The organism is Microbulbifer agarilyticus (assembly GCF_001999945.1).
In the GTDB taxonomy this organism is placed as follows: Bacteria; Pseudomonadota; Gammaproteobacteria; order Pseudomonadales; family Cellvibrionaceae; genus Microbulbifer; species Microbulbifer agarilyticus_A.
Map to the genome: position 1 here is coordinate 472,030 of NZ_CP019650.1, position 24,975 is coordinate 497,004.

The 24,975-nt window shown below is 57.1% G+C and carries 21 protein-coding genes and 1 tRNA gene; 6 read left to right on the plus strand and 16 right to left on the minus strand.

Features of this window, described 5'->3' with window-relative positions:
- Nucleotides 1–10: 10 nt before the first annotated feature.
- Nucleotides 11–913 carry a sterol desaturase family protein gene (locus Mag101_RS01915; RefSeq protein WP_077407984.1) on the plus strand — a complete coding sequence of 301 codons (903 nt, stop codon included), beginning with the start codon at nucleotides 11–13 and terminating at the stop codon, nucleotides 911–913.
- Nucleotides 914–993: 80 nt separating this feature from the next.
- Here the strand turns inward: Mag101_RS01915 and Mag101_RS01920 are convergent.
- From Mag101_RS01920 to rpsU, 7 genes are all read right to left on the minus strand, one after another.
- Nucleotides 994–1,070: transfer RNA gene (locus Mag101_RS01920), tRNA-Ile, on the minus strand.
- A 100-nt stretch (nucleotides 1,071–1,170) separates the two neighbouring features.
- Nucleotides 1,171–3,066 carry an autotransporter outer membrane beta-barrel domain-containing protein gene (locus Mag101_RS01925; protein WP_077400031.1) on the minus strand — a complete coding sequence of 632 codons (1,896 nt, stop codon included), beginning with the start codon at nucleotides 3,064–3,066 and terminating at the stop codon, nucleotides 1,171–1,173.
- A 176-nt stretch (nucleotides 3,067–3,242) separates the two neighbouring features.
- Entirely contained in the window at nucleotides 3,243–3,632 is a 390-nt protein-coding gene (locus Mag101_RS01930) for a diacylglycerol kinase (RefSeq protein ID WP_077400034.1), read from the minus strand.
- Between the two features lie 119 nt (nucleotides 3,633–3,751).
- Complete coding sequence (gene rpoD / locus Mag101_RS01935) at nucleotides 3,752–5,593, minus strand: RNA polymerase sigma factor RpoD (protein WP_077400037.1); 1,842 nt, start codon at nucleotides 5,591–5,593, stop codon at nucleotides 3,752–3,754.
- Nucleotides 5,594–5,830: 237 nt separating this feature from the next.
- Complete coding sequence (gene dnaG, locus Mag101_RS01940; RefSeq protein ID WP_077400040.1) at nucleotides 5,831–7,900, minus strand: DNA primase; 2,070 nt, start codon at nucleotides 7,898–7,900, stop codon at nucleotides 5,831–5,833.
- A gap of 29 nt (nucleotides 7,901–7,929) precedes the next feature.
- A complete protein-coding gene (locus Mag101_RS01945) occupies nucleotides 7,930–8,373 on the minus strand; it encodes a GatB/YqeY domain-containing protein (RefSeq protein WP_077400043.1) in 444 nt (147 codons plus the stop codon).
- Nucleotides 8,374–8,582: 209 nt separating this feature from the next.
- The gene (rpsU, locus tag Mag101_RS01950; protein ID WP_010133379.1) at nucleotides 8,583–8,798 is read right to left on the minus strand and encodes a 30S ribosomal protein S21; all 216 of its coding nucleotides are present in this window, start codon (nucleotides 8,796–8,798) and stop codon (nucleotides 8,583–8,585) included.
- Between the two features lie 462 nt (nucleotides 8,799–9,260).
- On the opposite strand from rpsU, the gene tsaD reads away from it, so the two are divergent.
- From tsaD to Mag101_RS01970, 4 genes are all read left to right on the plus strand, one after another.
- Nucleotides 9,261–10,301, plus strand: a complete 1,041-nt coding sequence (gene tsaD / locus Mag101_RS01955) for a tRNA (adenosine(37)-N6)-threonylcarbamoyltransferase complex transferase subunit TsaD (protein WP_077400045.1) — start codon at nucleotides 9,261–9,263, stop codon at nucleotides 10,299–10,301.
- A 44-nt stretch (nucleotides 10,302–10,345) separates the two neighbouring features.
- Entirely contained in the window at nucleotides 10,346–10,714 is a 369-nt protein-coding gene (gene folB, locus Mag101_RS01960; RefSeq protein ID WP_010133381.1) for a dihydroneopterin aldolase, read from the plus strand.
- Nucleotides 10,715–10,717: 3 nt separating this feature from the next.
- A complete protein-coding gene (gene folK, locus Mag101_RS01965; RefSeq protein ID WP_077400047.1) occupies nucleotides 10,718–11,209 on the plus strand; it encodes a 2-amino-4-hydroxy-6-hydroxymethyldihydropteridine diphosphokinase in 492 nt (163 codons plus the stop codon).
- A 97-nt stretch (nucleotides 11,210–11,306) separates the two neighbouring features.
- Nucleotides 11,307–13,643 carry an agarase gene (locus Mag101_RS01970; RefSeq protein ID WP_077400050.1) on the plus strand — a complete coding sequence of 779 codons (2,337 nt, stop codon included), beginning with the start codon at nucleotides 11,307–11,309 and terminating at the stop codon, nucleotides 13,641–13,643.
- Between the two features lie 151 nt (nucleotides 13,644–13,794).
- Here Mag101_RS01970 and Mag101_RS01975 read toward each other — a convergent pair whose 3' ends face one another.
- The 7 genes from Mag101_RS01975 to Mag101_RS02005 all read right to left on the minus strand — a co-directional run bounded on the left by Mag101_RS01975 (nucleotide 13,795) and on the right by Mag101_RS02005 (nucleotide 20,909).
- On the minus strand, nucleotides 13,795–14,907 hold the full coding sequence (locus tag Mag101_RS01975; protein ID WP_077400053.1) for a type 1 glutamine amidotransferase domain-containing protein: 1,113 nt from the start codon (nucleotides 14,905–14,907) through the stop codon (nucleotides 13,795–13,797).
- A 90-nt stretch (nucleotides 14,908–14,997) separates the two neighbouring features.
- Nucleotides 14,998–16,263, minus strand: a complete 1,266-nt coding sequence (locus Mag101_RS01980; protein ID WP_077400055.1) for a sensor histidine kinase — start codon at nucleotides 16,261–16,263, stop codon at nucleotides 14,998–15,000.
- On the minus strand, nucleotides 16,253–16,942 hold the full coding sequence (locus Mag101_RS01985) for a response regulator transcription factor (protein ID WP_077400058.1): 690 nt from the start codon (nucleotides 16,940–16,942) through the stop codon (nucleotides 16,253–16,255). Before Mag101_RS01985 ends, Mag101_RS01980 begins: the two co-directional genes overlap by 11 nt.
- 120 nt (nucleotides 16,943–17,062) lie before the next feature.
- Entirely contained in the window at nucleotides 17,063–18,172 is a 1,110-nt protein-coding gene (locus Mag101_RS01990; protein ID WP_077400060.1) for an NADH:flavin oxidoreductase, read from the minus strand.
- Nucleotides 18,173–18,289: 117 nt separating this feature from the next.
- Nucleotides 18,290–18,865, minus strand: coding sequence for a phosphoribosyltransferase (locus Mag101_RS01995; RefSeq protein ID WP_077400063.1), 576 nt, complete (start codon nucleotides 18,863–18,865; stop codon nucleotides 18,290–18,292).
- 34 nt (nucleotides 18,866–18,899) lie between these two features.
- Complete coding sequence (locus Mag101_RS02000; RefSeq protein ID WP_077400066.1) at nucleotides 18,900–19,625, minus strand: pteridine reductase; 726 nt, start codon at nucleotides 19,623–19,625, stop codon at nucleotides 18,900–18,902.
- Nucleotides 19,626–19,676: 51 nt separating this feature from the next.
- A complete protein-coding gene (locus tag Mag101_RS02005; RefSeq protein ID WP_077400068.1) occupies nucleotides 19,677–20,909 on the minus strand; it encodes a multifunctional CCA addition/repair protein in 1,233 nt (410 codons plus the stop codon).
- 542 nt (nucleotides 20,910–21,451) lie between these two features.
- Between Mag101_RS02005 and Mag101_RS02010 the strand changes: the two genes are divergently transcribed.
- Nucleotides 21,452–22,015: a response regulator gene (locus tag Mag101_RS02010; RefSeq protein ID WP_077400071.1), complete on the plus strand. Its 564-nt coding sequence runs from the start codon at nucleotides 21,452–21,454 to the stop codon at nucleotides 22,013–22,015.
- A gap of 27 nt (nucleotides 22,016–22,042) precedes the next feature.
- On the opposite strand, the gene Mag101_RS02015 is transcribed toward Mag101_RS02010, so the two are convergent.
- Both Mag101_RS02015 and Mag101_RS02020 read right to left on the minus strand, forming a co-directional pair.
- Nucleotides 22,043–23,605, minus strand: coding sequence for a SpoVR family protein (locus Mag101_RS02015; protein WP_077400073.1), 1,563 nt, complete (start codon nucleotides 23,603–23,605; stop codon nucleotides 22,043–22,045).
- Nucleotides 23,605–24,885: a YeaH/YhbH family protein gene (locus Mag101_RS02020; RefSeq protein ID WP_077400076.1), complete on the minus strand. Its 1,281-nt coding sequence runs from the start codon at nucleotides 24,883–24,885 to the stop codon at nucleotides 23,605–23,607. The genes Mag101_RS02015 and Mag101_RS02020 overlap by 1 nt, the downstream gene beginning before the upstream one ends.
- Between the last annotated feature and the right edge of the window lie 90 nt (nucleotides 24,886–24,975).

Here is a 24,975-nt window from a genome sequence, read left to right on the forward strand (position 1 = left end):
GGTATTGGCCGTGGCGTTTTTTACACAAGTGATCAGTGATGCCGAACTGTATCGATGGGAGGCTTTGTTGGGCGATTGGGTGTTCGCTGCCTCAATTGCCTTTCTCATGCTCGAGCTCGCATTGTACGCAGTCAGAAAACAGGTAACGCGAAGTCTGCTGGGCGATACACTGGCTAACTTTGTGACTTTTGCCTTCTTCATTGGGGTTACGCTTGCGATCGGCGTAATCTATCTGAATGTGTTTTATTACGTTTACGATGAATGGCGGTTGTTTACGTTTGCGGTTAACCCGCTGACGATTCTGCTTGCGGTTGTCCTCGCCGATTTTGCCTATTACTGGGAGCACCGTTTTACTCACCGGGTTGGCATTGGTTGGGCTACACATACCGTTCACCACAGCTCGCCGCACTTTAATATTTCTGTTGCCTATCGTTTCGGCCCGTTGGACAGCCTTATCCCCATATTTTTCTACCTGCCACTGGTATTACTTGGGTTTAATCCACTGCTGGTTCTATTCGCCGAGTTGCTTGTGCAGCTGTACCAGACGTTGCTGCACACAGAGGCGGTGAAAAAATTGCCGCGGCAAGTTGAGGTAATCTTCAATACGCCTTCTCATCATCGCGTACACCATGGCTCCAATCCGCAATACATCGATAAGAATTACGCGGGTATTTTTATTATCTGGGATAGGTTGTTTGGCACCTTTGCCGAAGAAACGGAGAAGGTCGTTTACGGCGTTTCCTCGCCAATCAATAGCGTTAATCCGTTAAAAATATTCTTTGCAGGGATGGTCGATATGGGAAGAAAAATGTTGGCGGCCCCAAACCTACTCATCGCACTTCTCTATTTAGCCAAGCCGCCGGGGTGGCGCCATCAGGATGTTACAAAAGCTGAGGTTGTACGGGGCAGGTAGGTGTTGTTAGTCATCGCCGGATGGCCACGGTCTAGGAGCAGGCAAAGTGTCAGGTACTAACGAGAATGCGCTCAGGAAAATGGTGGGCCTTCCGGGACTTGAACCCAGGACCTGCCGATTATGAGTCGGATGCTCTAACCAACTGAGCTAAAGGCCCCCACAGGCGTTCGCAGGGACCTGCGAACGGGTTGGCAAAGTACTCGATTTTCTTCGTTAAATCAACGCTCTGGGGCAGTTTCGCCATGCGGCCCCGATTCTTACCATGCCCAGTTGAAGCCGAGGCTGGCATTGCCCCCGGACCAGTTCAGGCCGTCCAGTGAAGTCTGGTAGCCCACGTTAATAAAGGCGCTGCCGTACTGGCTCTCGAGTAGCACTACGCCAGCGCCAAACTCGCCCCAGGTGGCCTCGCGCTCAAGGTCGGTTTGCTGGTCCAGGTTGTACACCAACTGATCGTTACCGCCGAGGGTGTGCCACAGGTTGCCGAACAGGTAGAGCCGCAAATTACCATCGAGCCACTGGCTGTCGACGTTGTAACCGCGGATGCCGGCGCGAAAATTGGCTTCCGGGGTCTTGTCCGGATCCACCCACGAAATACCATCTTCATACGCTGAGAAGTTGGTGTAATTCACTACCGCCTGCAGTTGCGGCTCCAAATTCAGCGATTCGCTGACTTGCCAGGTAAAGCCCTTTTCCATGGAGAGGGTGAGCTGTGGGCCGGTGATGGTATCGCCGATGCCGCGAGTGGATTGGCTGTGCAGCTTCACGTAGGCGACTTTGGCGGTGAAGTCGAAATAGCCCATATTGGGCCGGTAGTCGTTGAAGTAGTAGCCGAGGTGGTGGCTGGTGAGTTGGTTGCGTCCGGCGTCGAAGTTGTTAAAGCCGCGGGCGAAGCCGGTGACATCACCGCTGGTGCGGGTACTGCCGACAAATAGCCCCATTTCCCGCGCCCCACCGGTACAGGTGGGGCCTGCCCAGAAGTTCTTGCCCACCTGAAAGCCGGAGATGTTGCCGTCGAAGCGGTTATCCACATCGCCACGCCAGTTGTAGTCGGCGCGGGTGTGGTGCACGCGCGCCCACTCCTGGTTGATCCCGTCAAACCAGCTGCGCTGTTCGCCTCGCCGTTTGTGATAACTGCCGATCTCCTGCAGGGAGGTTAGGCGCGCGAGGGATTTTGCCTGGGCGTACAGCGGTACTTCGGGGCGGTAGAGGGGCAGAGGCTCGGTGATTGTGTTCGCAGCGGCAAGATTCAGTAGGGGGGCAGCGGCAGGGGAGGCGCCGGTTTCGATATCTGCTGTGCCGGAACTCGCTCTTAGGTTGAGGCCATCTGACTCATCGCCCCCGGCATCGACGGGAAGCAGGTTGGAGCGTAGAAACCAGTTATCGCTGTCTTCGGGGTTGCGGGCGCCGCGGAACAGAAAATACTCGTAGGGCCCGGCGGATATGGGGCTGTCCATGTAAAACGCGCCACTGGCGGTGGTAGCGCCGCCGGTGGTTTCGACGACGAGAATCCCGTCGATGGTATCCGCGCCGTTTCCGGAAAAGCGATCGAAAACCAGCTGCGTGCTACCGCTGGCGTGGCCGCCATTCAGGATCAGGCGATCGGCGAGGCTGTCGTCATCACCTGCGATCATATCCATGTGGATGATACCGGTGCCGCTGTAATCCCCCTGCACCAGCAGTTGATTGGCGGTGGAACCGCGCATGTCGATGACGCCATGGTTAATAAGGCTGAGGCGCTGGTCGCGGTAGGGAATGATTGCGGCGCCCAGGTGTGGCAACGCGAGGGTGCTGTCACTGCCGATGCGCAGCCGGCCCGGGTGGTCGCCGTCATCGCCGAGGACCAGCGTGGTGTCGAGCGTGAGTCGGCTGGCGCCGTCCAGCGCAATGGACTCCCAGCGCTGCAGGCGGGCGGGGTTGCTGATAACGACATCGCGCAGGGTTAGTGTATCGAAACCATTGCCGCCATCGATTAGCAGCGTGTTGTTGCTCGCGGCGTTGTCATCGGCTTCGAGAATGTATTGGTTGTCGCCACCATCTAACTGAATTTGGGCGTTTGCACTAAACGGTAGGAGCAGGAGTGTTGTGAGAAGCGGTGCCAGCAATGCCGCCGCTGTGCCCGCGCCAATATCGCGGGTCACCCGAGAATACAGCATGGTTCCATCCCTGAACTTATTACTGGGCGCATATCCGTTGCGCTTTATTTAGGGGGTACCAATTAGGTACGTCAGTGCAGGGAGTTTAGGTCGGAGCGGGTAGGATTGCCGGGCCTGACGCCCGGCGGTCACGAATTTTGTCGGGCTAATTCGCCCGGTCATCCATTGGCAATGGCTCAGCCGAGCCAGCGCGGCAGTAGGATGCAGGCCCAGGTGCTGACCCACAACAGCAGGGATATGGAAACCGCGGCGGAGCCCGTGTCTTTGGCAATTTTCGACAGCGGGTGCTTCTCCGGGCCAATCCGGTCGACCACGGCCTCCACTGCACTGTTCATCAGCTCGACGATCATCACCAGCAGGGTGACGCCGATCAGCAGAGCGCGCTCGACACCGGATTCACCGAGCCACAGGGCGGCAGGGATCAGGATAATCGAGAGGGAGACTTCCTGGCGAAAGGCTGCTTCGTTGCGCCAGGTTGCGAGTAGCCCCTGACGGGAATACTCGGTGGCGTCGATTAGGCGGGAGATGCCGGTTTTTCCGGGTTTGTTCACAAACTGCTCTTCCATTGTTTTTCTGATGCTCCGTTGCCGTGGATGTTCATCCGTTTGCAATAAAATCGTGGCCCACAAAAAAGCCCGGCGAGCCGGGCTTTTTCAAGTATGGACAACATTTCCGTGATGGAAAGTTACTCGTCCAAGAAGCTGCGCAGGTGCTCGGAGCGCGAAGGGTGGCGAAGTTTGCGCAGTGCCTTGGCTTCGATCTGACGGATACGCTCACGGGTAACGTCGAACTGCTTGCCCACTTCCTCGAGGGTGTGGTCGGTGTTCATATCGATACCAAAGCGCATGCGCAGTACCTTCGCTTCCCGTGCGGTCAGGCCGCCCAGCACAGAGCGGGTTGCATCGTGCAAGCCTGTGGAGGTCGCGGTGTCCACCGGGGAAGACTGGTTCTGGTCTTCGATAAAGTCGCCCAGATGGGAGTCTTCATCATCGCCGATCGGCGTTTCCATGGAGATCGGTTCTTTGGCGATCTTCAGGACTTTGCGTACCTTGTCTTCCGGCATTTCCATGCGTTCGCCCAGCTCTTCCGGGGTCGGCTCACGGCCCATCTCCTGCAGCATCTGACGGCTGATACGATTGAGCTTGTTGATGGTCTCAATCATATGCACCGGAATACGGATGGTGCGCGCCTGATCGGCAATAGAGCGGGTGATCGCCTGGCGAATCCACCAGGTTGCATAGGTGGAGAACTTGTAACCGCGGCGGTATTCGAACTTGTCTACCGCCTTCATCAGGCCGATGTTGCCTTCCTGAATCAGGTCCAGGAACTGCAGGCCGCGGTTGGTGTATTTCTTGGCGATAGAAATAACCAGACGCAGGTTGGCCTCAACCATTTCTTTTTTGGCGCGGCGAGAGCGAGCCTCACCGATGGACATGCGACGGTTGATCTCTTTGATCTGGCCAACGTCCAGTTGCGCCTTGTCCTGAGCGTGTTGCAACTTGCGTTGTGCACGCTGGATTTCTTCGGATACCTGGCGCAGCGCGTCCGAGTAGTCGCGCTTCTTCTTGATGATCGCCGGGATCCAATCTTCGTTGGTCTCGTTGCCGGGGAATTCCTTGATAAAGGTTTTACGCGGCATGCGGGCACGCTTGATACACAGGTTCATCACCAGACGTTCCTGGGCGCGTACTTCATCGAGAATATCGCGGACTGCGGTGTACAGAGGATCGAACTGCCGCGGGGCCAGTTTGAAGAAACGGAATACTTCGCCCACGGCTTCCAGGGCGGCGCCGGCTTCTTTGGAGTCGCGGCCGTGCTTTTTGATCGCAGCGTCCGCTTTCTTCTGCGCGGCGATCAGTGCGTTCATGCGCTCGGCGAGTTCTTCTGGGTCGATACCGCCGGGGTTTTCTTCCTCTTCCTCGTCGTCAGAATCGTCGTCGCCGTCCTCGGATTTGGCTTGCGCGGCCTGGCCGGCCTGCGCACCCGGAGGCACATCTTCGGCAGGGTCGAGCCAGCCGGCGATCACGTCGGGGACGCGGCGCTCTTCTTTCTCGATCAGCGCGTACTCGTCGATGATGTGCTGCACGGCACCCGGCCAGTAGGCGAGGGCGGCCATCAGTTCACGCAGGCCTTCTTCGATGCGCTTGGCGATGGCGATTTCGCCTTCGCGGGTAAGCAGTTCCACGGTGCCCATCTCACGCATGTACATGCGTACGGGGTCGGTGGTACGGCCTACGTCGGATTCTACGGCAGCGAGCGCGGCGGCGGCTTCGGCGGCGGCGATTTCATCAGCGGAGCTGTCGCCTTCGGCCATCAACAGTTCTTCGGCATCTGGTGCTTGTTCAAACACCTTGATACCCATGTCGTTGATCATGCCGATGATGTCTTCCACCTGATCGGGATCAGAGATGTCCTCTGGCAGGTGGTCATTCACTTCCGCATACGTGAGGTAGCCCTGCTCTTTACCGCGGGCAATCAGTTCTCGAATGCGGGAGGTGGTTTTTTGCTGTTGGGTTTTGTCGGTCATGCACAACCCTGAATTCTGGGGATTGATAGTCTGGACTTTTGTCTGGACAAAGACGCGGGATTATAGCGTATTTGCGATAGCAATAACCACTATGACTGTCAAGGCAGATGGCGTGGTTCAGGGGGTCCGAGCGCGCTTGTCTTTGGTTTCCCCCCGGCTAATGACGGCGGGCCTGTGTATATGGTGCTGGCGGCGGGGAATTCAAGGGGGGAAGACAGAAAACCTTTTGCGGTGTTGTCAGTCTTGCTTGCGACGAAATTGCGCCAGTAGCGCCAGCTGATCGGCGCTTAACTGGTTGCCGTTGCTCTTCAGCTGGTCCAGCAGGCCCCGCTTGCGCTCGCGTTCGGCGGCGAGGTCCAGAGTGCGCAGGCAGTCGCTGAATTCGGTGTTCGGGTCGTACTCCATCGCCTGGCCCTGGCTGCCGACAATGGGGTGGCTCATGGCGAGGCGCGGCAATAACTCGCGGGCTTCCTTGCTTTCCAGATTGAGCAAGCGGCCGAACAGCTGATTGCTGTTGAGGCCGGGATTTTTGTGCAAAACCTGCAGAATTTCGCCGAACAGCCGCAAATCAGAGTCGTTACTGGCGCTAAATCGACTGCTGTCCTCGATCGTCTCTGCCAGCTGCGGGTGGTGCAGCAGCAGCGCGATCAGCATGCGTTCGGCGGGCAGGCGGTACTGCCCGCTGCGGCGGCGCGGACCGTCCTGGACTGCCGGGGTTTCTTCCGGATAGTACTGAGGGTCCTGTGGTATTCCGCCTTCGTCGTAGTCGGGTGGGGGGCCGTCGTAGGTCGCTGCGAGTGGCGCTTCGTCACCATAGGGTGGCGGAGTTGCTTCCCCGGCAGGGGAGTTTGCCACGGGCGCCGCAGAGGGGGCGGATACCGGCTTGGCCGCTGGTGTAGTTCCTGGCTTCGCTGCAGGTTGGGGCGCGGGCTGGGACTGGCGCGCCAGCTCGGCGCTGCGGGCTTTTTCCGCGGCGATAATCTCTTCCAGCATGTCCTGTTCGAGGCCGGTGCGTCGCGCCAGTTGCTGGAACATGAGTTGGCGGTAGACGCCGGCGGGCAGTCGGTCGAGCAAGGGGGCGGCGGCCTTCGACAGGCGCGCGCGCCCATCCATGGTCTGAATATTGATGCCTTCGCCGAGTAGGTCGAACAGGAAATCTTCCAGTGGACGGCCCTGCTCATCGATCAGCTGATTGAAGCGTTCTCCGCCGATCTGGCGCACCAGAGTGTCTGGGTCTTCCCCTTCCGGGAGTAGCAGAAAGCGCAGGCTGCGGCCGTCCTGCATGTGCGGCAGGCCGGCTTCCAGTGCCCGGCGGGCAGCGGTGCGGCCGGCCTTGTCGCCATCGAAACAGAAAACGACTTCCTGAGTGTGGCGGAACGCCAGTTGGATGTGGTCTTCACCGCAGGCAGTGCCGAGGGTGGCGACGGCGCAGCGGATGTCGAACTGGGCCAGTGCCACCACATCCATATAGCCTTCCACCACGATCAGCCGCTTGAGCTCGCGGTTGGCTTGGCGCGCTTCCCACAGACCGTAGAGTTCGCGGCTCTTATGGAAAATCGGGGTTTCCGGTGAATTCAGGTATTTGGGCTTGTCGTCCCCCAGCACCCGGCCGCCGAAGGCGATGGTGCGCCCGCGCTGGTCGCGGATCGGAAACATGATGCGGTTGCGAAAGCGGTCGTAATGATGGCGCTTGGCGGGTTCGGATTTGCCTGCATTGCCGTCACTGTCCTGGCGGCGGATCGCCAGCCCGGCAAGTTCCAGCTGGGCGGCTTTCTCCGAGCTGGTGCCCAGCTGGTTCAGCAGGTTATCCCACCCGGGCGGCGCCAGACCGATACCGAATTCCTTGCAGATCGCGCCAGACAACCCGCGGTTCTTCAGGTAGGTGATGGCGGGTGTGGAGACCTTGTGGTCTCGCAGTTTCTCGCGGTAGAACTCCGCGGCCTTTTCTGTGAGCTGGTAGAGGGACTGGCTTTCCTGTTGGCGCTTGAGCTGGCCCGCATCCATTTTTTCCCGCGGGACTTCCAGGCTCAGGCTGGCGGCGAGCTTTTCCACTGCCTCCGGGAATGGCAGGCGGTCGTATTCCATCAGGAAGCCAACGGCATTGCCGCTGGCACCGCAGCCGAAGCAATAATAGAACTGCTTGTCCGGGCTTACGGTAAAGGAGGGGGTTTTTTCGTCGTGAAATGGGCAGCAGGCGGAATAGTTTTTCCCGGTTTTGCGCAGCTTAACGCGGCTATCGACGACCGGAACAATGTCGGCGCGGGCCAACAGGTCGTCGATAAAATACTGCGGGATCTTGCCTGCCATAGGTCGTTAATCTAACTGCCTGACAGGCGTTAGAAGGAGGCCTTTACCAGCTTGCTTACTGCGCCCATGTCGGCGCGGCCCTGTACCTGCGGCTTCACCAGTGCCATCACCTTGCCCATGTCGGCCATGCTGGCGGCGCCGGTTTCTTTGACTGCCGCGGCTACGATTTCCTGAATCTCCGCCTCGCTCAGCTGCTCCGGCAGGAAGTCCTGGATCACGTTGATTTCCTGCTGCTCCACTTCGGCAAGCTCCGGGCGGCCGGCCTTTTCATACTGGGTGATGGAGTCGCGGCGCTGCTTGGTCATTTTGTCCAGCAGGGCCAGGATGCGAGCGTCGTCCAGCTCGATACGCTCATCGACCTCCACGCGCTTAATCTCTGCATTGATCAGGCGTAGGGTCGCCAGACGTGCCTTTTCGCGGGCCTTCATGGCGTCTTTGGTAGCAGTAGCGAGAGTTTCCTTGAGTGTGCTCATTGGGCGTTGTCCGGTTCTGGTTGCGGAAGATGGTAACAAGGCGGCTAAGCATAGCGCCTAGGGGGGAGCGGCTGAAGTGCCAGGCTTCGATAAATAAGCGCAAGAAATAGAAAACGGCGCGCGAGTGACCTCGGGCGCCGTTTCAGATCGCGAACCGCGTTCGCGTCAGCGTGCTGTGAGCGAGAGACCGGGCTCAGGCCCGGCAAAACTCAGTAGAGACGCTGGAACTTGCGGTTTTCGCGCTGCATTTTCTTGGCGTGGCGCTTAACAGCAGCCGCAGCCTTGCGCTTGCGAACAGAAGTTGGCTTCTCGTAAAACTCGCGACGACGTACTTCGGAGAGTACACCGGCTTTTTCGCAGGAGCGCTTGAAGCGGCGCAGAGCGATGTCAAATGGCTCGTTGTCTTTGATGCGTACTGAGGGCATTAGATTACCTGTAAAATTCGTTTCTCTCGGCCAGAATCCCTAAAGCAATACTTACTAGTAATACTACTGGTAACGCGCACAGGGACTGGCGGGGCCTATCCGGCAAAATGTATATCTCGCAGATACAAGCCGGAGGCCGGTTCACAGCGAGGGCGCAAATTCTATACAGATGATTTCGCCTTCGCAAGCCTTGTGGATGCAATCGCGCCAACCCGGTGCCAGCCGGTGCCACACGGGCGTTGCGACTGGATAGACGGTTTCTACGCTGGCTCGGTTACACCCTACCCGGGCCGGTAAATATAGTCGCCCTAACCAAAGGGGGCTGACTTCGGTGCAGTGCGGCGGATTTCTGGCCCACGTGAGAGTATGATAGCGCCCCCGCACGGGGGTTAACGCCGGTAGTTTGACCGGTTTTGATGCTTTTTCGGTTAATTTGTCACTATTAAAGGAAAGTCGGGCACTGTGCGAGTACTCGGAATAGAAACGTCCTGCGATGAAACCGGAGTGGCCCTGTACGACAGCGAACAGGGTCTGCTTGGTCACACGCTCTACAGTCAGGTAAAACTGCACGCAGACTACGGTGGTGTGGTGCCCGAGCTTGCCAGCCGCGACCATGTGCGCAAACTGTTGCCACTGGTGCGCGAAGTGATGGCGCAGAGCAATACTCGCGCCGAAGATATCGACGGTGTGGCCTATACCGCGGGCCCGGGCTTAATTGGCGCGCTGATGGTGGGCGCCTGTGCTGGCCGCGCCATTGCCTACGGCTGGGATGTTCCGGCGATCGGTGTGCACCATATGGAGGGGCATTTGTTAGCCCCGATGTTGGAGGATAACCCGCCGGAATTCCCGTTTGTGGCACTGCTGGTTTCCGGCGGCCATACCCAGCTGGTGGACGTGCAGGGATTGGGGCAATACGAGTTGCTGGGCGAATCCCTGGACGACGCCGCCGGTGAGGCTTTCGACAAAGCGGCCAAAATGCTCGATCTGGATTACCCCGGTGGCCCGCGCCTCGCCGCGCTGGCGGAAAAAGGTGACCCGTTGCGCTTTACCTTCCCGCGCCCGATGACTGACCGCCCCGGGCTCGACTTCAGCTTCTCTGGCCTGAAAACGTTCACTCTTACCACCGTGAAAAAGCATGCACTGGAAGACGGCTTGCCGGATGAGCAGACCTGCGCGGATATCGCTGCAGCCTTCCAGGAAGCGGTGGTGGATACACTGGTGATCAAGTGTCGCCGGGCCCTCAAGCAGGCGAAGCGCAAGACTCTGGTGATTGCCGGCGGGGTTTCTGCAAACATCTTGCTGCGTCAGCGGCTGGAAGCGCGGCTCGCGGAAGACGGCTGCAGTGTGTATTACCCGCGCCAGGAATTCTGTACCGACAACGGCGCGATGATCGCTTATGCCGGTTGCCTGCGCCTGCAGGCCGGGCAGCGTGCCGATCTCGAAATCGAAGTGCGCCCGCGCTGGCCGCTGACCGAATTGACCGGTGCGCTCGGTTCCCGTTAGCGGGCAAGCGCAGAATAAAAAGTAGAAATGAAAGGAGACGAGCGTTGGATATCGTTTACATCCGTGATTTGAAAGTCGAAACCATTATTGGCATTTACGACTGGGAGCGGGAAGTGCGCCAGACCGTGAGTCTCGATATCGAAATGGCGTTCGATATTCGTGAGGCCGCACGCACGGACAATATCGAACACACGCTGAATTACAAAGCCGTTGCCAAACGCCTGATCGCGTTTATCGAAGGCAGCGAGTTTCTGCTGGTGGAAACCATGGCGGAACAGGCCGCCGAGATTGTGCGCAGCGAATTCAATGTGAGCTGGCTGCGCCTGCGTCTTTCCAAGCCGGGCGCCGTGCGCGGCGCGCGCGATGTGGGTGTCATCATAGAACGTGGTAAAAAACAGGCTGTGGAGGTCTGATCAATGGCAATTGTCTACCTGAGTCTCGGTAGTAACATTGACCGTGAAAAACACTTGTGTGCCGCAATGGACGCATTGGTGGAAGCCTTTGGTGACCTGAAGATGTCCCAGGTTTACGAAAGCGAAGCGGTGGGCTTCGAGGGCGATAATTTTTATAACCTGGTAGCGGCGATCGATACGGATTTATCGGTCGGCGAGCTGGCCCTGCGCCTGCGCGATATCGAAGATGCCAACGGCCGTGTGCGCAGTGGGCCGAAGTTCAGTGCGCGAACATTGGATATCGATATTCTCACTTACGATGATGTGGCTGGAGACGTGGATGGTGTCGCACTGCCGCGCGACGAAATCCTGAAGAATGCATTCGTATTACTGCCGCTCTCCGAGGTGGCGCCAACGGACATGCACCCGGTTCAGGGCAAAACCTACCAGCAGTTGTGGGAAGAGTACGACCAGGCATCGCAGAAACTGTGGGCTGTGGCGTTTGATTGGCCCTGATATGAGCGCATAGAAATATTGTAGACAATTAACATTTGGGTCATCCTTCGGCTATCGCATTCGCGAGCACCTAAAAAAGCCGATAAAGGAAATAAAAATGGCCCTCAAGTCCCTCCCCTATGCCGTGGCGGTTGCCGTCACCTTAGCCTGCGCCGGCGGTGCGCAGGCCAATGATGTGGTGGAAAATTCCGCCACCCCCTCGAAGCCTACCGCCCCAGTCGCTCTAAAACAGCTGCCTGCCACCATCGTAGACTTTGCGCATGCAAGCGAGCAAGGGTGGCTGGTGGCCGACCGGGCGGAGCTCAAACTGCCGGAAAAAGGCAGTGCGCAGGGCCTCGGCATGCGCTTTCCAGCAGCGTCCCACACGCCGGTTCTGAGCATAGTGCCGGATACTCCCTGGGACCTTTCCAACCTCGACGATTACCATCTCGCTTTTGATGTGACCAATCTGGCGCCAGCTTCCACGCACTTTTATGTGGAGCTGTTCGATGCCCAAGGGAGGAGCCAGTCCCGGGAGTTGAGTGTGCCCGAGGGGTATGAGGGCACAGTGTTTTTCCCGCTGGCGGGTGAAAAGGCGGCGATGGACAAGGGGATGTGGGCCAACCCGATGCCGTGGGTAACCGATGAGCTGAAGATGGTTTGGCGCTCCTGGCACGGCGCGCTGGACTTGGCGCAGATCACCAAAATATCGTTCTTCACCATTGGTGTGCTGCAAGACCGCGAACTGCAGGTGGGCAATATTCAGTTGAGACCCAACCCCGATGCTGGGCAGGACTGGACCGAAAAACTGGTGGACCGCTTCGGTCAGGCCGCCAAGAAAGACACACCGCTGAAGGTGGCATCGGAAGCCGAGCTCAAGGCCCTGGCGGAGCAGGAGTTGGCGTTGCTCGCACAAAATACCGGCCCGAAGGACCGCTCACGCTTTGGTGGCTACAAAGATGGCCCCCGGTTGCAAGCAACGGGTTACTTTCGCACCGAGAAGGTGGATGGCAAATGGTGGATGGTAGACCCCGAGGGCTACCTGTTCTTCTCTCACGGCCCAGCCAATGTGCGCATGTCGAACCTCACCACGCTGACCGGGGTGGACTTCAAAGACCCGTCGGTGCGGGTTGTGCATGCGGATGAACTCACTCCGGAAGATTCCATGGGTATTGTGAAGGTCTCGGATAAGGTGCGCGCCTCCCGCTACATCATCAATGACACGCGCCATGACATGTTTGCCTGGCTACCCGAGTACGATCACCCGCTGGCCGATCATTACAGCTATCGCCGCTCTACCCATAAAGGGCCGGTTCCCCATGGGGAAACCTACAGTTTTTACCGCGCGAACCTGGAGCGCCGCTACGGTGAGACGGCACATGAGTCGTACGTGAAAAAGTGGGAAGAGGTCACTCTGCAGCGCATGAATAGCTGGGGATTTACCTCCTTCGGTAACTGGGTAGATCCCGCGTTTTACCCCAATGAAAAAGTACCTTACTTTGCCAATGGCTGGATCATTGGTGATTACCAGACGCTATCCGGCGACACCAATCACTGGGGGCTAATGCCGGACTTCTTCGACCCGGTGTTTGCCGAGCGCGCCCGCGCCACCATTGAAGTCATCGCCAGCGATGTGCAGGCCTCGCCCTGGTGTGTGGGGGTGTTTATCGATAACGAAAAAAGTTGGGGTGAGCGCGAGGGAACGGTGGCCGAACGCTACGGCGTGATCCTGGATGCACTGAGTAAAGATGCGGCCAACAGCCCCGCCAAGCATGCCTTTACCCGTCGCTTGCAGGCGCAATACGGGACTGTGGCTGCGCTCAACCGCGCCTGGGGTAGCCAGTTTGAAAGTTGGGAAGCATTTGCCGCGGGTGCCAGCCTGAACGAGCACACCGAGGCACAAGTGGCGGATCTGTCTTCGTTGCTGGAAGCGCTTGGCGAGCAGTACTTTAAAGTGGTACACGGCACCCTGAAGGAATACTTGCCGGATCATCTCTACATGGGCGCGCGTATGGCCAACTGGGGCATGCCGGATGAAATCATCAAGGCCTCGGTGAAGTATTCGGACGTGCTCAGCTTCAATATTTATGAAGAGGGTATGCAAACGCACCAATGGGACTTTTTGGAAGACATTGATTTACCGGTGGTGATTGGCGAGTTTCATATTGGCGCCACCAGCGATTCGGACAACTACCATCCGGGGATTGTCAGTGCAGCCAGCCAGAAAGACCGGGCGCGCATGTACAAAGCCTATATGCGCAGCGTACTGGAGAAGGACTATATGGTAGGCGCGCACTGGTTCCAGTATGTCGATGAGCCGGTAACCGGGCGCGCCTTTGATGGTGAGAATGCCAATATCGGGTTTGTCACTGTGACCGATATTCCCTATCCGGAAATGGTGGAGGCGGCGAAAGAAATTACATTCGACCTCTATCGCGAACGGTACGGTAAATAATCGATACCAGAACTATCCAACTGGAACTTTCCCCTGCAAGCAGTGGATCTGCTTGCAGGAGTTTTGCTTGAAGGAAGCTGTACTTGAAAGGGGTTTTCTTGCGAGAAAAAGCTGCTAGAAATTTTCATGCGTGCCTTTCAATGGCTTGCCTTCAGTTACTTGAAAGGCGCGTATCGTTTGTGGCGGATTTGGCGCTTGCCAGCAGTCGCACGATATCCAAAAACTTTTTCATCTCTCCCTTCATGGCTGCAACAATGCCGTGCATGGCCAGCAGGCGTCGATCGATGATTTCCCCGTTGCCATCTGCATGCTGCAAGAAACCCTGCAGTATTTCACTGGCTGCTTCGTGGCCATCATTTTCATAAGCCAATAGTATTTCCACGGTTTTCTCGGTTTCGGTGATGGAGCGGGGGGCAGGCTCATAACCCAATGCGCGTACCATTGCCTCGGTAACGTTCCATGAGGACCAGGGGTTCTGTCCGGTGATCAGGCCATCATCAGCGCTGACCTGATTTAAATAGAGCGGGCCTTTTTCAAATACGGCGCCGTTGTCGCGCAAGCGAGTTTCCAGCAAGAACGGGAATACCTGCTCGGCATCCGGGATTAGGAACAGCTCTTCCTCATTGGTGAAGCTGCTAATACGGCGTCCATCGAGAAACGAGGAACCGGAATCGAGTGTGATATCTGCCAGTGCGGCAGGGCCGTGGCAGACGGCACCGATCACGCCGTCGTTTTGGTGCAGTGCAATGACCAGATTCTGGATCGCCTGATTACCGGGGAAGTCAAACATGGCGCCTTTGCCACCGGCAAAGAAGATACCTTCATATTGGTCCGCGACGACGTTTTTCAGGGGAATACTGTTGCGCAGCTTATCCATCGCCTCGTCATCGTTGAGAAAGGCGTATTCGAACGGCCCCATATCATCTTTGTCCATCACCGCCGGTGGCTCGCCTCCCTGTGGGCTGGCGATATCCACGGCAAATCCGTTGGCGCTAAATACATAGTATGGGCGTGCTAATTCGGTGAATTCATAGCCGGTCTTTTTTCCGGTGTCACCGAATTTGGAAGCGCTGCTCACCACCACGAGAATACGCCCGCGTTCTTTCTCTGATGGAATCTGATTGAGGTAAGGGATGTCCGCGATAGTAGTGCGCGCCAGCGCGTCATGATCCGGGGCTTGGGGTATCAGGCTTTTCAGCCAGAAGCCGGTACCGAACAAAACGGCTGCGGTGCAAAGGATGGTTGCGAGTATTTTCTTGAGCATGGTGGATCTCCTGTAGGTAGTGGGGAGATCTTGCCCGGCACGAGGTGAAGGGCGGGTGAAATAAGTGGGCTAACTTGATTTCACCAAGCGTTACTGGTCAGCGCATTGTGAATCGGGCATTACTGAGAGTGAAAATTTGTTGTTTTCACAAGTAGCAGAAAAGCGCCAGCCCAGTGCGGTAAATATCCTGCTGGCCAAGTAGAGCCCCTGCCCAAAGCCTTCGCTATCCGGCCCACGCGCGCCGGCATTAAACAGCGAAGCCGTATTGAAGTCTTTCAGGACCGGGTTTGCGAAAATGAGTGCACCATCCATGTAGCGAATGGTTAACGCCGGTTGTGATGCGTGCTGAATTGCATTGTCGAAGAGGATGTCAAGCAGCGATGCCGCAAGGTGTGGGTGCCCCTCTACCGGTAAGGTATCCGGCAATTCTATGTCCAACTGGAAATCTGGGTGTGTGGTGATCTCGCGTCGCGCTAGCAGGCGCTCTTCCACCAGTGGCCGCAGGTCGAAACTGGAATGCTCGAAGGATTCGGATCGCGCCAGCGCCAATAGTGTACTGACGGTTCTGTTCATCGTCGCGAGTGTGTCGCTGAGCGCGCGTGTCTCTTCCACACCCAAACCTTGATCGCGCGCAAGGGCTAGGGTGTTGCTGGCAATAGCCAGATTGGTGCGCAGTTCGTGGCTGACATCGTGGGTGAATTCCGCTTCCCTCTGTCTGGCCTGTTGGAGTTCGTGCACGTTGCGTTGCAGGGTGCGTGCGAGAAAGCCGATCTCGTCGTGGCGACTGCTGGTACTCAGTGCCAGTGGCGACTGGCTTGTTGCCTGCAGCTCAACTTCCTGGGCCAGGTTGAGGATGGGGCGAATGGCGCTCGTCACAAGCCGGTAGGCGAGCCACAGCGCCAGAGCTGTGGTGAGCAGAAAGGCAGCCAATGGCAGCCAGATCAGGCGGTCCGACTGGTTGGAAACGGTGAGTAGGCTGCCAACTTCGGCGGCAAGTATTGCACCGGTGCCGGGGGAAAGTTCACGCAAATGAAAATGCTGGTGCCCTTCAACAAAGTATTCGGCTCTGCGTTGTTCACCAGCCAGTGCGGTAAGGAATTCTGGCGGGGTATCGGTTGGTGATGTGTACAGGGTAAACATCGGTAGCCGGGGGCTGGGCAGGGTGCCGTCATTGCGAAATGACTGTTCGATGTAACGCGCTTCTTCAATAATCAGGTTGTCGAGCAGCTGGTCCTCAATCACGTAGGCCGTGAGCAGCCCAATACCGGAATAAATCAGGCAGAGCAGCAGGGTAAAACCACCGAACAGGGTGAAGACTTTGCGCTGCAGGTTACTGCGGGGTGTTTCAGCTTGCATTTGGTTGCTCCAGCTGGAAGCCGATACTGCTGATGGTGCGCAGCATGGGCTCGGGAAATGGCCGGTCCAGCTGACGTCGCAGGCTGTAGATGTGTGATTTCAGCGCGTCGCTGTCGGGCGGGTTATCGCCCCATATGCGATGCACAATTTCCCCGCGGCTGAGTGGCTCGGGATAGGTGCAGGCGAGCTCCCACAGGATATTGAAGGCAATGGTGGTGAGCTTGAGGGCTTGCCCATCTCTGCTTGCCTCGCGACGGCGCCGGTGGACATGCAGGGGGCCGATACGGATTTCGTCATTGCGGTGCAGCTCCCAGCGTCGTGCCAGCGCACGGCAACGCAGGGCCAGCTCACGCGGGTCAAACGGTTTGCACAGATAGTCATCTGCACCCGAATCAAACCCTCGTGCCTTGTCCGTAAAGGCATCGCGGGCGGTGAGCATAAGAATCGGGGCAGAGAATTGTGCTTTCTCGCGCAGCTGTCGACAGACTTCGAGGCCGTCGATATCCGGCAGGTTCAGGTCCAGCAGGATCAGGTCGTAGATTTCCTGCAGCGCCAGTTGCAGGCCGAGCTGCCCATTACTGGCAAAGTCCACATGCCAGCCGTGCCCTTCCAGGAATTGGCCGGTCTGACGGGCGAGGGTGGGGTTGTCTTCAACCAGGAGAATCTTGAGGGTGTTCACCGGCAGTGCCTGTCACAGGTTGGATGAGTAGACATTGTGACAAGCTGCCGGTGAAATTGAAGTGAAATCTGATTTGCCGAGGAGTTGCCGGTTCTGAAGGCGTAACTCCCCAGTTTTTGATCAGCTCAGGCTTGCCAGTGCCGCTTTGGTAAATGGCACGATTTCTTCTTCGCGACCTTGTTTCACTTTCATCAGCCAGTTCGGGTCTTGCAGCAGGGCGCGGCCCACGGCAATCATGTCGAATTCGCCCTTGTCCATACGGCGCGTCAGTTCGTCCAGGCCGGTGGGGTTGGCGGTGCCGCCCATGCCCTGGTTGTTGCCACCGATAAAATCATCGTCGAGGCCGACACTACCCACAGAAATGACCGGCTTGCCGGTAAGCTCTTTGGTCCAGCCGGCCAGGTTCATATCGGAACCTTCAAATTCTGGTACCCAGAAGCGTCGTTGCGAGGCGTGGAAGATATCTACGCCGGCATTCGTGAGCGGTGCCAGGAAGCGTTCCAGTTCTTCGGGGGTGTGCGCCAGTCGCGCATCGTAATCCTGTTGTTTCCATTGGGAGTAGCGCAGGACAATAGCAAAATCTTCGCCCACCGCGTCACGCACAGCTTCCACAATTTCCACCGCGAAGCGGGTGCGGTTTTCCAGTGAGCCGCCGTACTCATCGTCGCGCACGTTGGTGCCTTCCCAGAAAAACTGGTCAATCAGGTAGCCGTGGGCACCGTGCAGTTCGACACCGTCAAAACCAATCGCCTTTGCTGCTTTGGCTGCATCGGCAAATGCCTGCACAGTTTCCTGAATGTCGGCTTTACTCATCGCCTTGCCGTTGGGCTTGCCGGGCTTGAACAGGCCGGAGGGCGAGAGACCGGGAAGGGATTTGTCCGGCCCGGTGCCTTCCTTGCGCACTGAGCCAACATGCCATAGCTGAGGAATAATCTGTCCACCGGCGGCGTGTACGCCATCGACAACTTTCTTCCAACCCATCAGGGCATCGTCACCGTAAAAGGCCGGCACATTCTCATAGCCGTTCCCGGCCGGGTGGACGAAAGTGCCCTCGGTAATCAGCAGGCCCACTTCACCTTCGGCGCGGCGGCGGTAGTAACCCGCAACCTGATCGTTGGGAATATTGCCGGGAGAAGCGGTGCGGGTCATGGGGGCCATGGCCACGCGATTGCGTAACTTCAGAGACTTGTGTTCTAACGGACGCAACAGATTGTCGAGAGGGTTGCTCATCGTGCACTCCTGCTTAAGGGTTGTGAGTCGTGCGACTTTACCCGTTTACGACTGCAGGGTTAACCCTCTGCGATATGCTGTGGCAGAAGTGCGATGAGCGGTTTGTTTGGTGAATGGTTAGTCGCTTTTTTTCAGCGCGCGCAGTTTGTCTTGGTGCTTGCGCAGTTCCTGTTTGTTTTCCAGGATTTCATCCATGCTGAGCCCTTTCAGTTCATGGGGGAAGACTAACCACTTGTCGGTTTCGTGCAGGTAGTAGTCCGGTTCCATGTCAGTCTGATTGCGACTGGGTTTGAAGTAGGGGCAGGCAACACGGATTTCCGGGGTGTTTTTCTTCGCCGCCTTGCGCATGTCGCTGATGGCTTGCTGAATGCTCAGTCCGGTATCGTAAACGTCGTCGACGATCAGCATTTTTTCATGGGATTCCACCTGTTTGATCAGGTAGGTGAGGCCGTGCACTTTCACCTCTTTCTGACGCTGGTTAACGCCGGTGTAAGAGGAGGTGCGAATGGCAATGTGATCTGCATGGAAGCCGAGGAAATCAAACATTTCCTGTACTGCGATGCCGATAGGCGCTCCGCCGCGCCAAACCCCTACGATGTAGTCTGGCAGGAAGCCGCTCTCCACGACTTTCAGGGCCAATGTGTAGGAATCGTCCAGCAGGGACTGGGCGGAAATATATTGCTTTTCGCTCACTGCGTTACCTCAAGCTTTAAGTGAAATATTGGCATTACATATTCAGGCTGCGGCCACCGTCGACCGCAATAATCTGGCCGGTGATATAGGGTGCGTCACAGGCGAGGAAGCGCACAGTGCGGGCGATGTCTGATGGGTCACCGCTACGCTGCATGGGGATGCGCTCCAGTATCTGCTCCTTGTTATAGCCTTCACTGGCCTGCTCCGGCCACAGAATCGCACCGGGGGCCACGGCATTGACCCGAACCCGCGGCGCCAGCTCACGGGCCAGGCTCTTGGTCATCATTACCAGTCCTGCTTTGGCCGCACTGTAAATCGTGTGGCTGGGCATGGGCTTGTCTGCATGAATATCGGCAAGGTTGACGATACAGCCATTGGCATCCGCCAGGGCCGGAGTCAGGGCCTGGCTGAGAAAAAACGGGGCTTTCAAATTACTGCCCATCAGTTCACCCCACTGCTGCTCGCTGGCATCGCCGATGGGGGTGGGGTAGAAGGCGGACGCGTTGTTCACCAGTACGGAAACTTCGCCGAAGCATTCCAGGGCGGCCTCTGCCAAGCGTTGGCAGTCGTCGGCACTGGCGAGTTCGCTCTGTACGGCAGTCGCCGAGTCGGGGCGGCGCTGATTCAGAGTTTCCACCAGCGCCTCTGCCGCTTGGCTGGAGTGACGGTAATGCACAATGACCTGATGATCGCGATGGAGTTCTTCGGCGATTGCGCGCCCGAGGCGTGCGGCGGCGCCGGTGATCAAAACTGTGGCCATGGCTGGGGTTCCGTCGGCTGTTGGAGTACTTGGTGCTGGTGCGCTTGCCGGTCAGTCCTGACCGGGGGCTCCGTAGGTGTTTTTTAATTTGGTCAGGGCTTGCAGGCGTGCCTGGTCCAGGGCCTTGCCGAGCTCCGCGCCGGCAAAACCCTGCGCAATAAGCGCCTGTGGGTCTACCTGCGCGGCGGCATCGCGGGCTGCGCGAAGGTAGTCGACTTGCGGATATTCGCGGTCTTCCAGTCCCAGGCGCCCGCGGGCGTCGGCTTCGCAACTCTCCAGAAACTGCTCGAAACGCTCCGGCTTGCGCAGCGCATCGAGCGCGCGCAGTAATTTCAGTAGTGTCTGCGGGCGCAGCTCAAACGCTTTATGGCTATGTAAATGGTATTCACACACGCCGAGTGATAGCGCGGTGATTGGGTTGGGCACGCGCAGGCGCTTACACACTGCTTTTACCAGCGGCAATCCGGCCGCTTCGTGGCCGCGATGGCTCGGCAGAACCTCCTCCGGGGTAACCCCTTTGCCGAGATCGTGTACCAGCACGGCAAAGCGCACCGGGAGTTCCGGTGGTGCCTGGCGCAATGCGCGCAGCACATGATCGCCCGTGTCGATTTCCGGGTGATGCAGCGGCGGTTGTGGGATACCAAACAGGCAATCTACTTCGGGTAGCAGTACTTTGAGTGCGCCACATTCCCGCAGCGTGCTGATAAAAATATCCGGCCGCGGCTCGGTGAGTGCACGACTCACTTCCTTCCATACCCGCTCTGCAACCAGGTGCTCCACCTCTCCTGCATCCACCATGGCGCGCATCAGCGTCATAGTCTCATCGGCGACGGTAAAGCCCAGTGGTGCATAGCGTGCGGCAAAACGGGCTACACGCAATATGCGCAGAGGGTCTTCGCTAAAGGCGGGAGATACATGGCGCAGCGTGCGCGCTTCCAGGTCGGCGCGGCCGCCGTAGGGGTCGATGATGGCACCCTCTTCGGTTTCTGCCATGGCATTGACGGTGAGGTCGCGTCGCTGCAGGTCCTGCTCCAGGGTGACGTCAGGGCTGGCGAACACGGTAAAACCACCGTATCCGTGGCCGCTTTTGCGCTCTGTACGTGCCAGTGCGTATTCCTCACCGGTATCCGGGTGCAGGAAAACCGGGAAGTCTTTGCCCACCGGGCGGAAGCCCTGGTTGCGCATGTCGTCCTCGGTGGCACCCACTACCACCCAGTCGCGTTCGTGTATCGGGCGTTGTAGAAGCTTGTCGCGGACAGCGCCGCCGACCAGATAGACATTCATCGCGTAGAACCTGGCGTCAATGGCTGCGCAGCGCCAGTGGAATGGGCGGTAATCAACAAAACGTGAGAAAAGGCGAAAACTGCCATAAATGCCGCTGTACCTGAGATAAACCACGTTAAAAAACGCTTGGGCCCAGGTAAATATTAGGAAAAAGGAGGATCGGGAAGATAAAAAAAAGGCCCCGAAAAAACAAGGGGGCCCAGGGTCTTAGGGTATTCGTGAAGAGAGAATCCCAACAAGCTCGTGTGCGCTGAAGAGGCTTGCAAGCCGCCTAATAACAACCATTTCGTGACAGTTTGGTACAAAAGGCTGCAGGTTCAGGCTAGATAGCGCGTGCTTTGTCGACATAATGCGTCGAGGTCAACATGCTGCCCATTTTATTTAACCTGTCTTAACTGTCAACCGTGGCTTTCAAACTTTAATTGAGGGAAATGTCGGTTGGTTCGTTAAACATATATAGGCATAGAATTAACGCCTGTTTTTTTGGTTTAATTCAGCACAATTAATAACAAGATGCGCGATTCGTGGGGGAAAGTAATAAAATGAGCGAAGTGCATGTACTTACGACCGGGGAAGCTGCCCGGTATTGCGGGGTTAATTTCCGAACCGTAATCCGCTGGATTGAGCGAGGACAGCTCAAGGCGTACAAACTCCCGGGCCGCGGTGACCACCGTATCTGCGTGGAAGACTTTGTGAGCTTCCTGCGCGACAACGCCATGCCGGTCCCTGCGGAACTGGGTGCCGCGACGCGCAAAGTGCTGCTGGTGTCCGATTCCCCGGAGATGATTGCGGGACGTCAGTTACTGCAACAGGCAGGCTGCGACGTAGATCTGGCGAGCGATTCGTTTAGCGCTGGCGCCATGCTGGCCAGCGGCAAGCCGGCAATGCTGGTGCTGGATAGCAACCTTGAAGGAGTAAACGGCTTTCAGGTATTGGATATGCTGCGTTCACGCAGCGAGTTTTCGTCTCTGAGTGTGGTGCTGGTTGCGCCGCAAGACGAAGACAATCAGCAGCGCTGGTTGGATGCCGGTGCCGATGCGGTGGTTGCGGCCGGTTGCGACCGCGCGGAGCTGGTAGGGCGCATCAACTTGCTGCTGGACGCCTGATCTACCTGTCTGGGTGCCTCGCCGATATCAAATCGGCTTTGGCACCAGCATGGACTCTTCTATTTCCGATCGGTCTCTTCCCTGCTCCGGGCAATGATAACTCGCGGTGATTTCATCGCCGTTGAGGCTATGCAGATGCACGTCGAATCCCCACAGGCGATGCAAATGCTTGAGCACCTCGAGCGTGTCTTTACCCAGAGGCCGGCGCTGATGCTGGGTGTGGTGTAGGGTGATGGAGCGGTCGCCGCGGGTGTCGACGGAGTACACCTGAATGTTTGGCTCGCGATTACCCAGATTGTATTGCCCGGCAAGTTTCGCTCTCAGATCCCGATAGCCGTCCTCATTGTGGATGGCTCCCACCTCAATTTCCTTTTCGCGATCGTCATCGCAAATACAGAACAACTTCATGTCCCGCATCACCTTGGGTGACAGGAACTGCAGGATAAAACTTTCGTCCTTGAAGTCGCGCATCGCGAATTGCAGGGTTTCTTTCCAGTTGCTACCGGCGATGTCTGGGAACCAGGCGCGATCTTCGGCAGTGGGATTTTCACAGATGCGGCGCAGGTCGGTAAAAATACTGAAGCCCAGTGCGTAGGGATTGATACCGTTGTAGTAGGGGCTGTCGTAGGGTGGCTGATAGATCACACTGGTGTGGCTACTGAGGAACTCCATCATAAAGCCATCAGTGACTTTACCTTTGGCATGCAGTGCGTTCAGTAGCGTGTAGTGCCAGAAGGTTGCCCAGCCTTCATTCATTACCTGGGTCTGGCGCTGCGGATAAAAATACTGTGCCATTTTGCGCACAATACGTATCAGTTCTCGTTGCCAGTTTTCCAGTAACGGAGCATTTTTTTCGATGAAATAGAGCAGGTTTTCCTGTGGTTCATCGGGGAAACGATGTACCGCTGCCTCCTCTTCACCGCTACCCAACTTCGGAATGGTGCGCCAGAGGTCATTCAGTTGTCGCTGCCGATATTCTTCCCGCTCTTTCTGGCGACGTTCCTCTTCATGGGCGGAAATGGGATAAGGGCGCTTATAACGGTCAACGCCGTAATTCATTAGTGCGTGGCAGCTATCCAGTAGTGCCTCGACCTCATCGACGCCATAGCGTTCTTCGCAACGGGCAATATAGTTTTTTGCAAACAGCAGGTAATCAATAATGCTGCTGGCGTCGGTCCAGGTACGGAACAGATAATTGCCTTTGAAGAAAGAGTTGTGTCCGTAGCTAGCGTGCGCGATGACCAGCGCCTGCATGGTCATGGTGTTTTCTTCCATCAGGTAGGCGATACACGGATTGGAATTAATCACAATCTCATACGCCAGCCCCATGCGTCCGCGCTGGTAGTTGTTTTCCACACTGATGAATTGCTTGCCGAAGGACCAGTGGTTGTAACCTACCGGCATCCCTACGGATGAATATGCATCCATCATCTGCTCGGAACTGATGACCTCAATCTGGTTGGGGTACGTGTCCAGGCCAAACTCTTTGGCCAGCAGCGCGATTTCGCGGTCGTACTCCTGAATAAGTTCGAACGTCCACTCCGAGGTCGTGGAAATGGGCTGCTTATCGTTGAGTCCTGTATCAAGCATCAGACGGCAACCTTCTGAGTAAATAACTGGCGGAACACCGGATAGATATCGCCGACATCAATGATTTGCTCCATGGCGAAGTGTTCTGGGAACACCTCTGCCACGCTCTGGTATTCATCCCACAGGGCCTGGTGATCCCGCGGGGTAATTTCCACATAGGAGTAGTACTGCACGTGGGGCATGATGTCGTCTATCAGAATTTTGTGGCAGGTACTGGAGTCGTCATTCCAGTTGTCGCCGTCGGAGGCTTGGGCGCCGTAAATGTTCCACTCACTGGCCGGGTAGCGCTCACGCATGATGTTACGCATCATTTTTAGCGCGCTGGATACGATGGTGCCGCCGGTTTCGCGGGAGTAGAAAAATTCCTGCTCGTCCACTTCCTTGGCGCTGGTGTGGTGACGAATAAACACGATCTCGGTGTATTCATAGCTGCGCTGCAGGAACAGGTAGAGCAGTAGGAAAAACCGCTTGGCCATATCCTTGGTGGCCTGGTTCATGGAGCCAGATACATCCATCAGGCAGAACATCACTGCCTTGGAGCTGGGGCGCGGCTGCTTTACCAGCAGGTTGTACTTGAGGTCAAAATCGTCAAGGAAAGGGATGCGACTCACGCGGCCGCGCAGGTCTTCAATTTTTGCGCGCAGCTCATCCAGTTTACGCTGGTCCCGCAGCGCCGGATCCTTTTCTTCTTCTGCCAGTAGCTCCTGTTCCAGCAGTTTAAGATTACGACGCTTACCGCCGCTCAGGGCAATACGGCGTGCATTTGCCGCGCGCATGGAGCGCACGACATTCAGTCGTCCCGGGCTACCCTCGTTACAAAAACCAGCGCGTACGACGTGAAAGGCATCGTTACCGGCAAGTTTACGCTTCACCATGTTCGGTAGCTCGAGACCTTCGAACATAAACTCGAGGAATTCGTCCTGCGAAATCTGGAAGGCGAACTCGTCCATTCCCTCGCCGCTATCGCTGGCACCACTACCGCCACTACCTTGGCCCTGCCCTTGTCCGGGACGGGGAATCCGATCACCGGTGACAAATTCCTTGTTTCCTGGCAAAACCTGCTCCATGTGGCCACCGCGGCCATTGGAGAAAATCGGTTCATTGAGGTCGCGGGTGGGGATGCTGATCTTTTCACCTTTACCTAAATCGGTGATCGATCGGCTGTTCATGGCCTCGCCAACGGCTTTTTTGATGTGTGCCTTGTACCGCCGTAAAAAACGCTGGCGATTTACGGTGCTTTTCTTTTTGCCATTCAGGCGACGGTCGATGATGTAGCTCATAGTACTGCCTTATATTGCTGACCCAAGCCGTTGCCAATTCGGCGATGTGCCAAGCAATCAATACCAGCTGCGCTGCTCACGGAGCTGGAA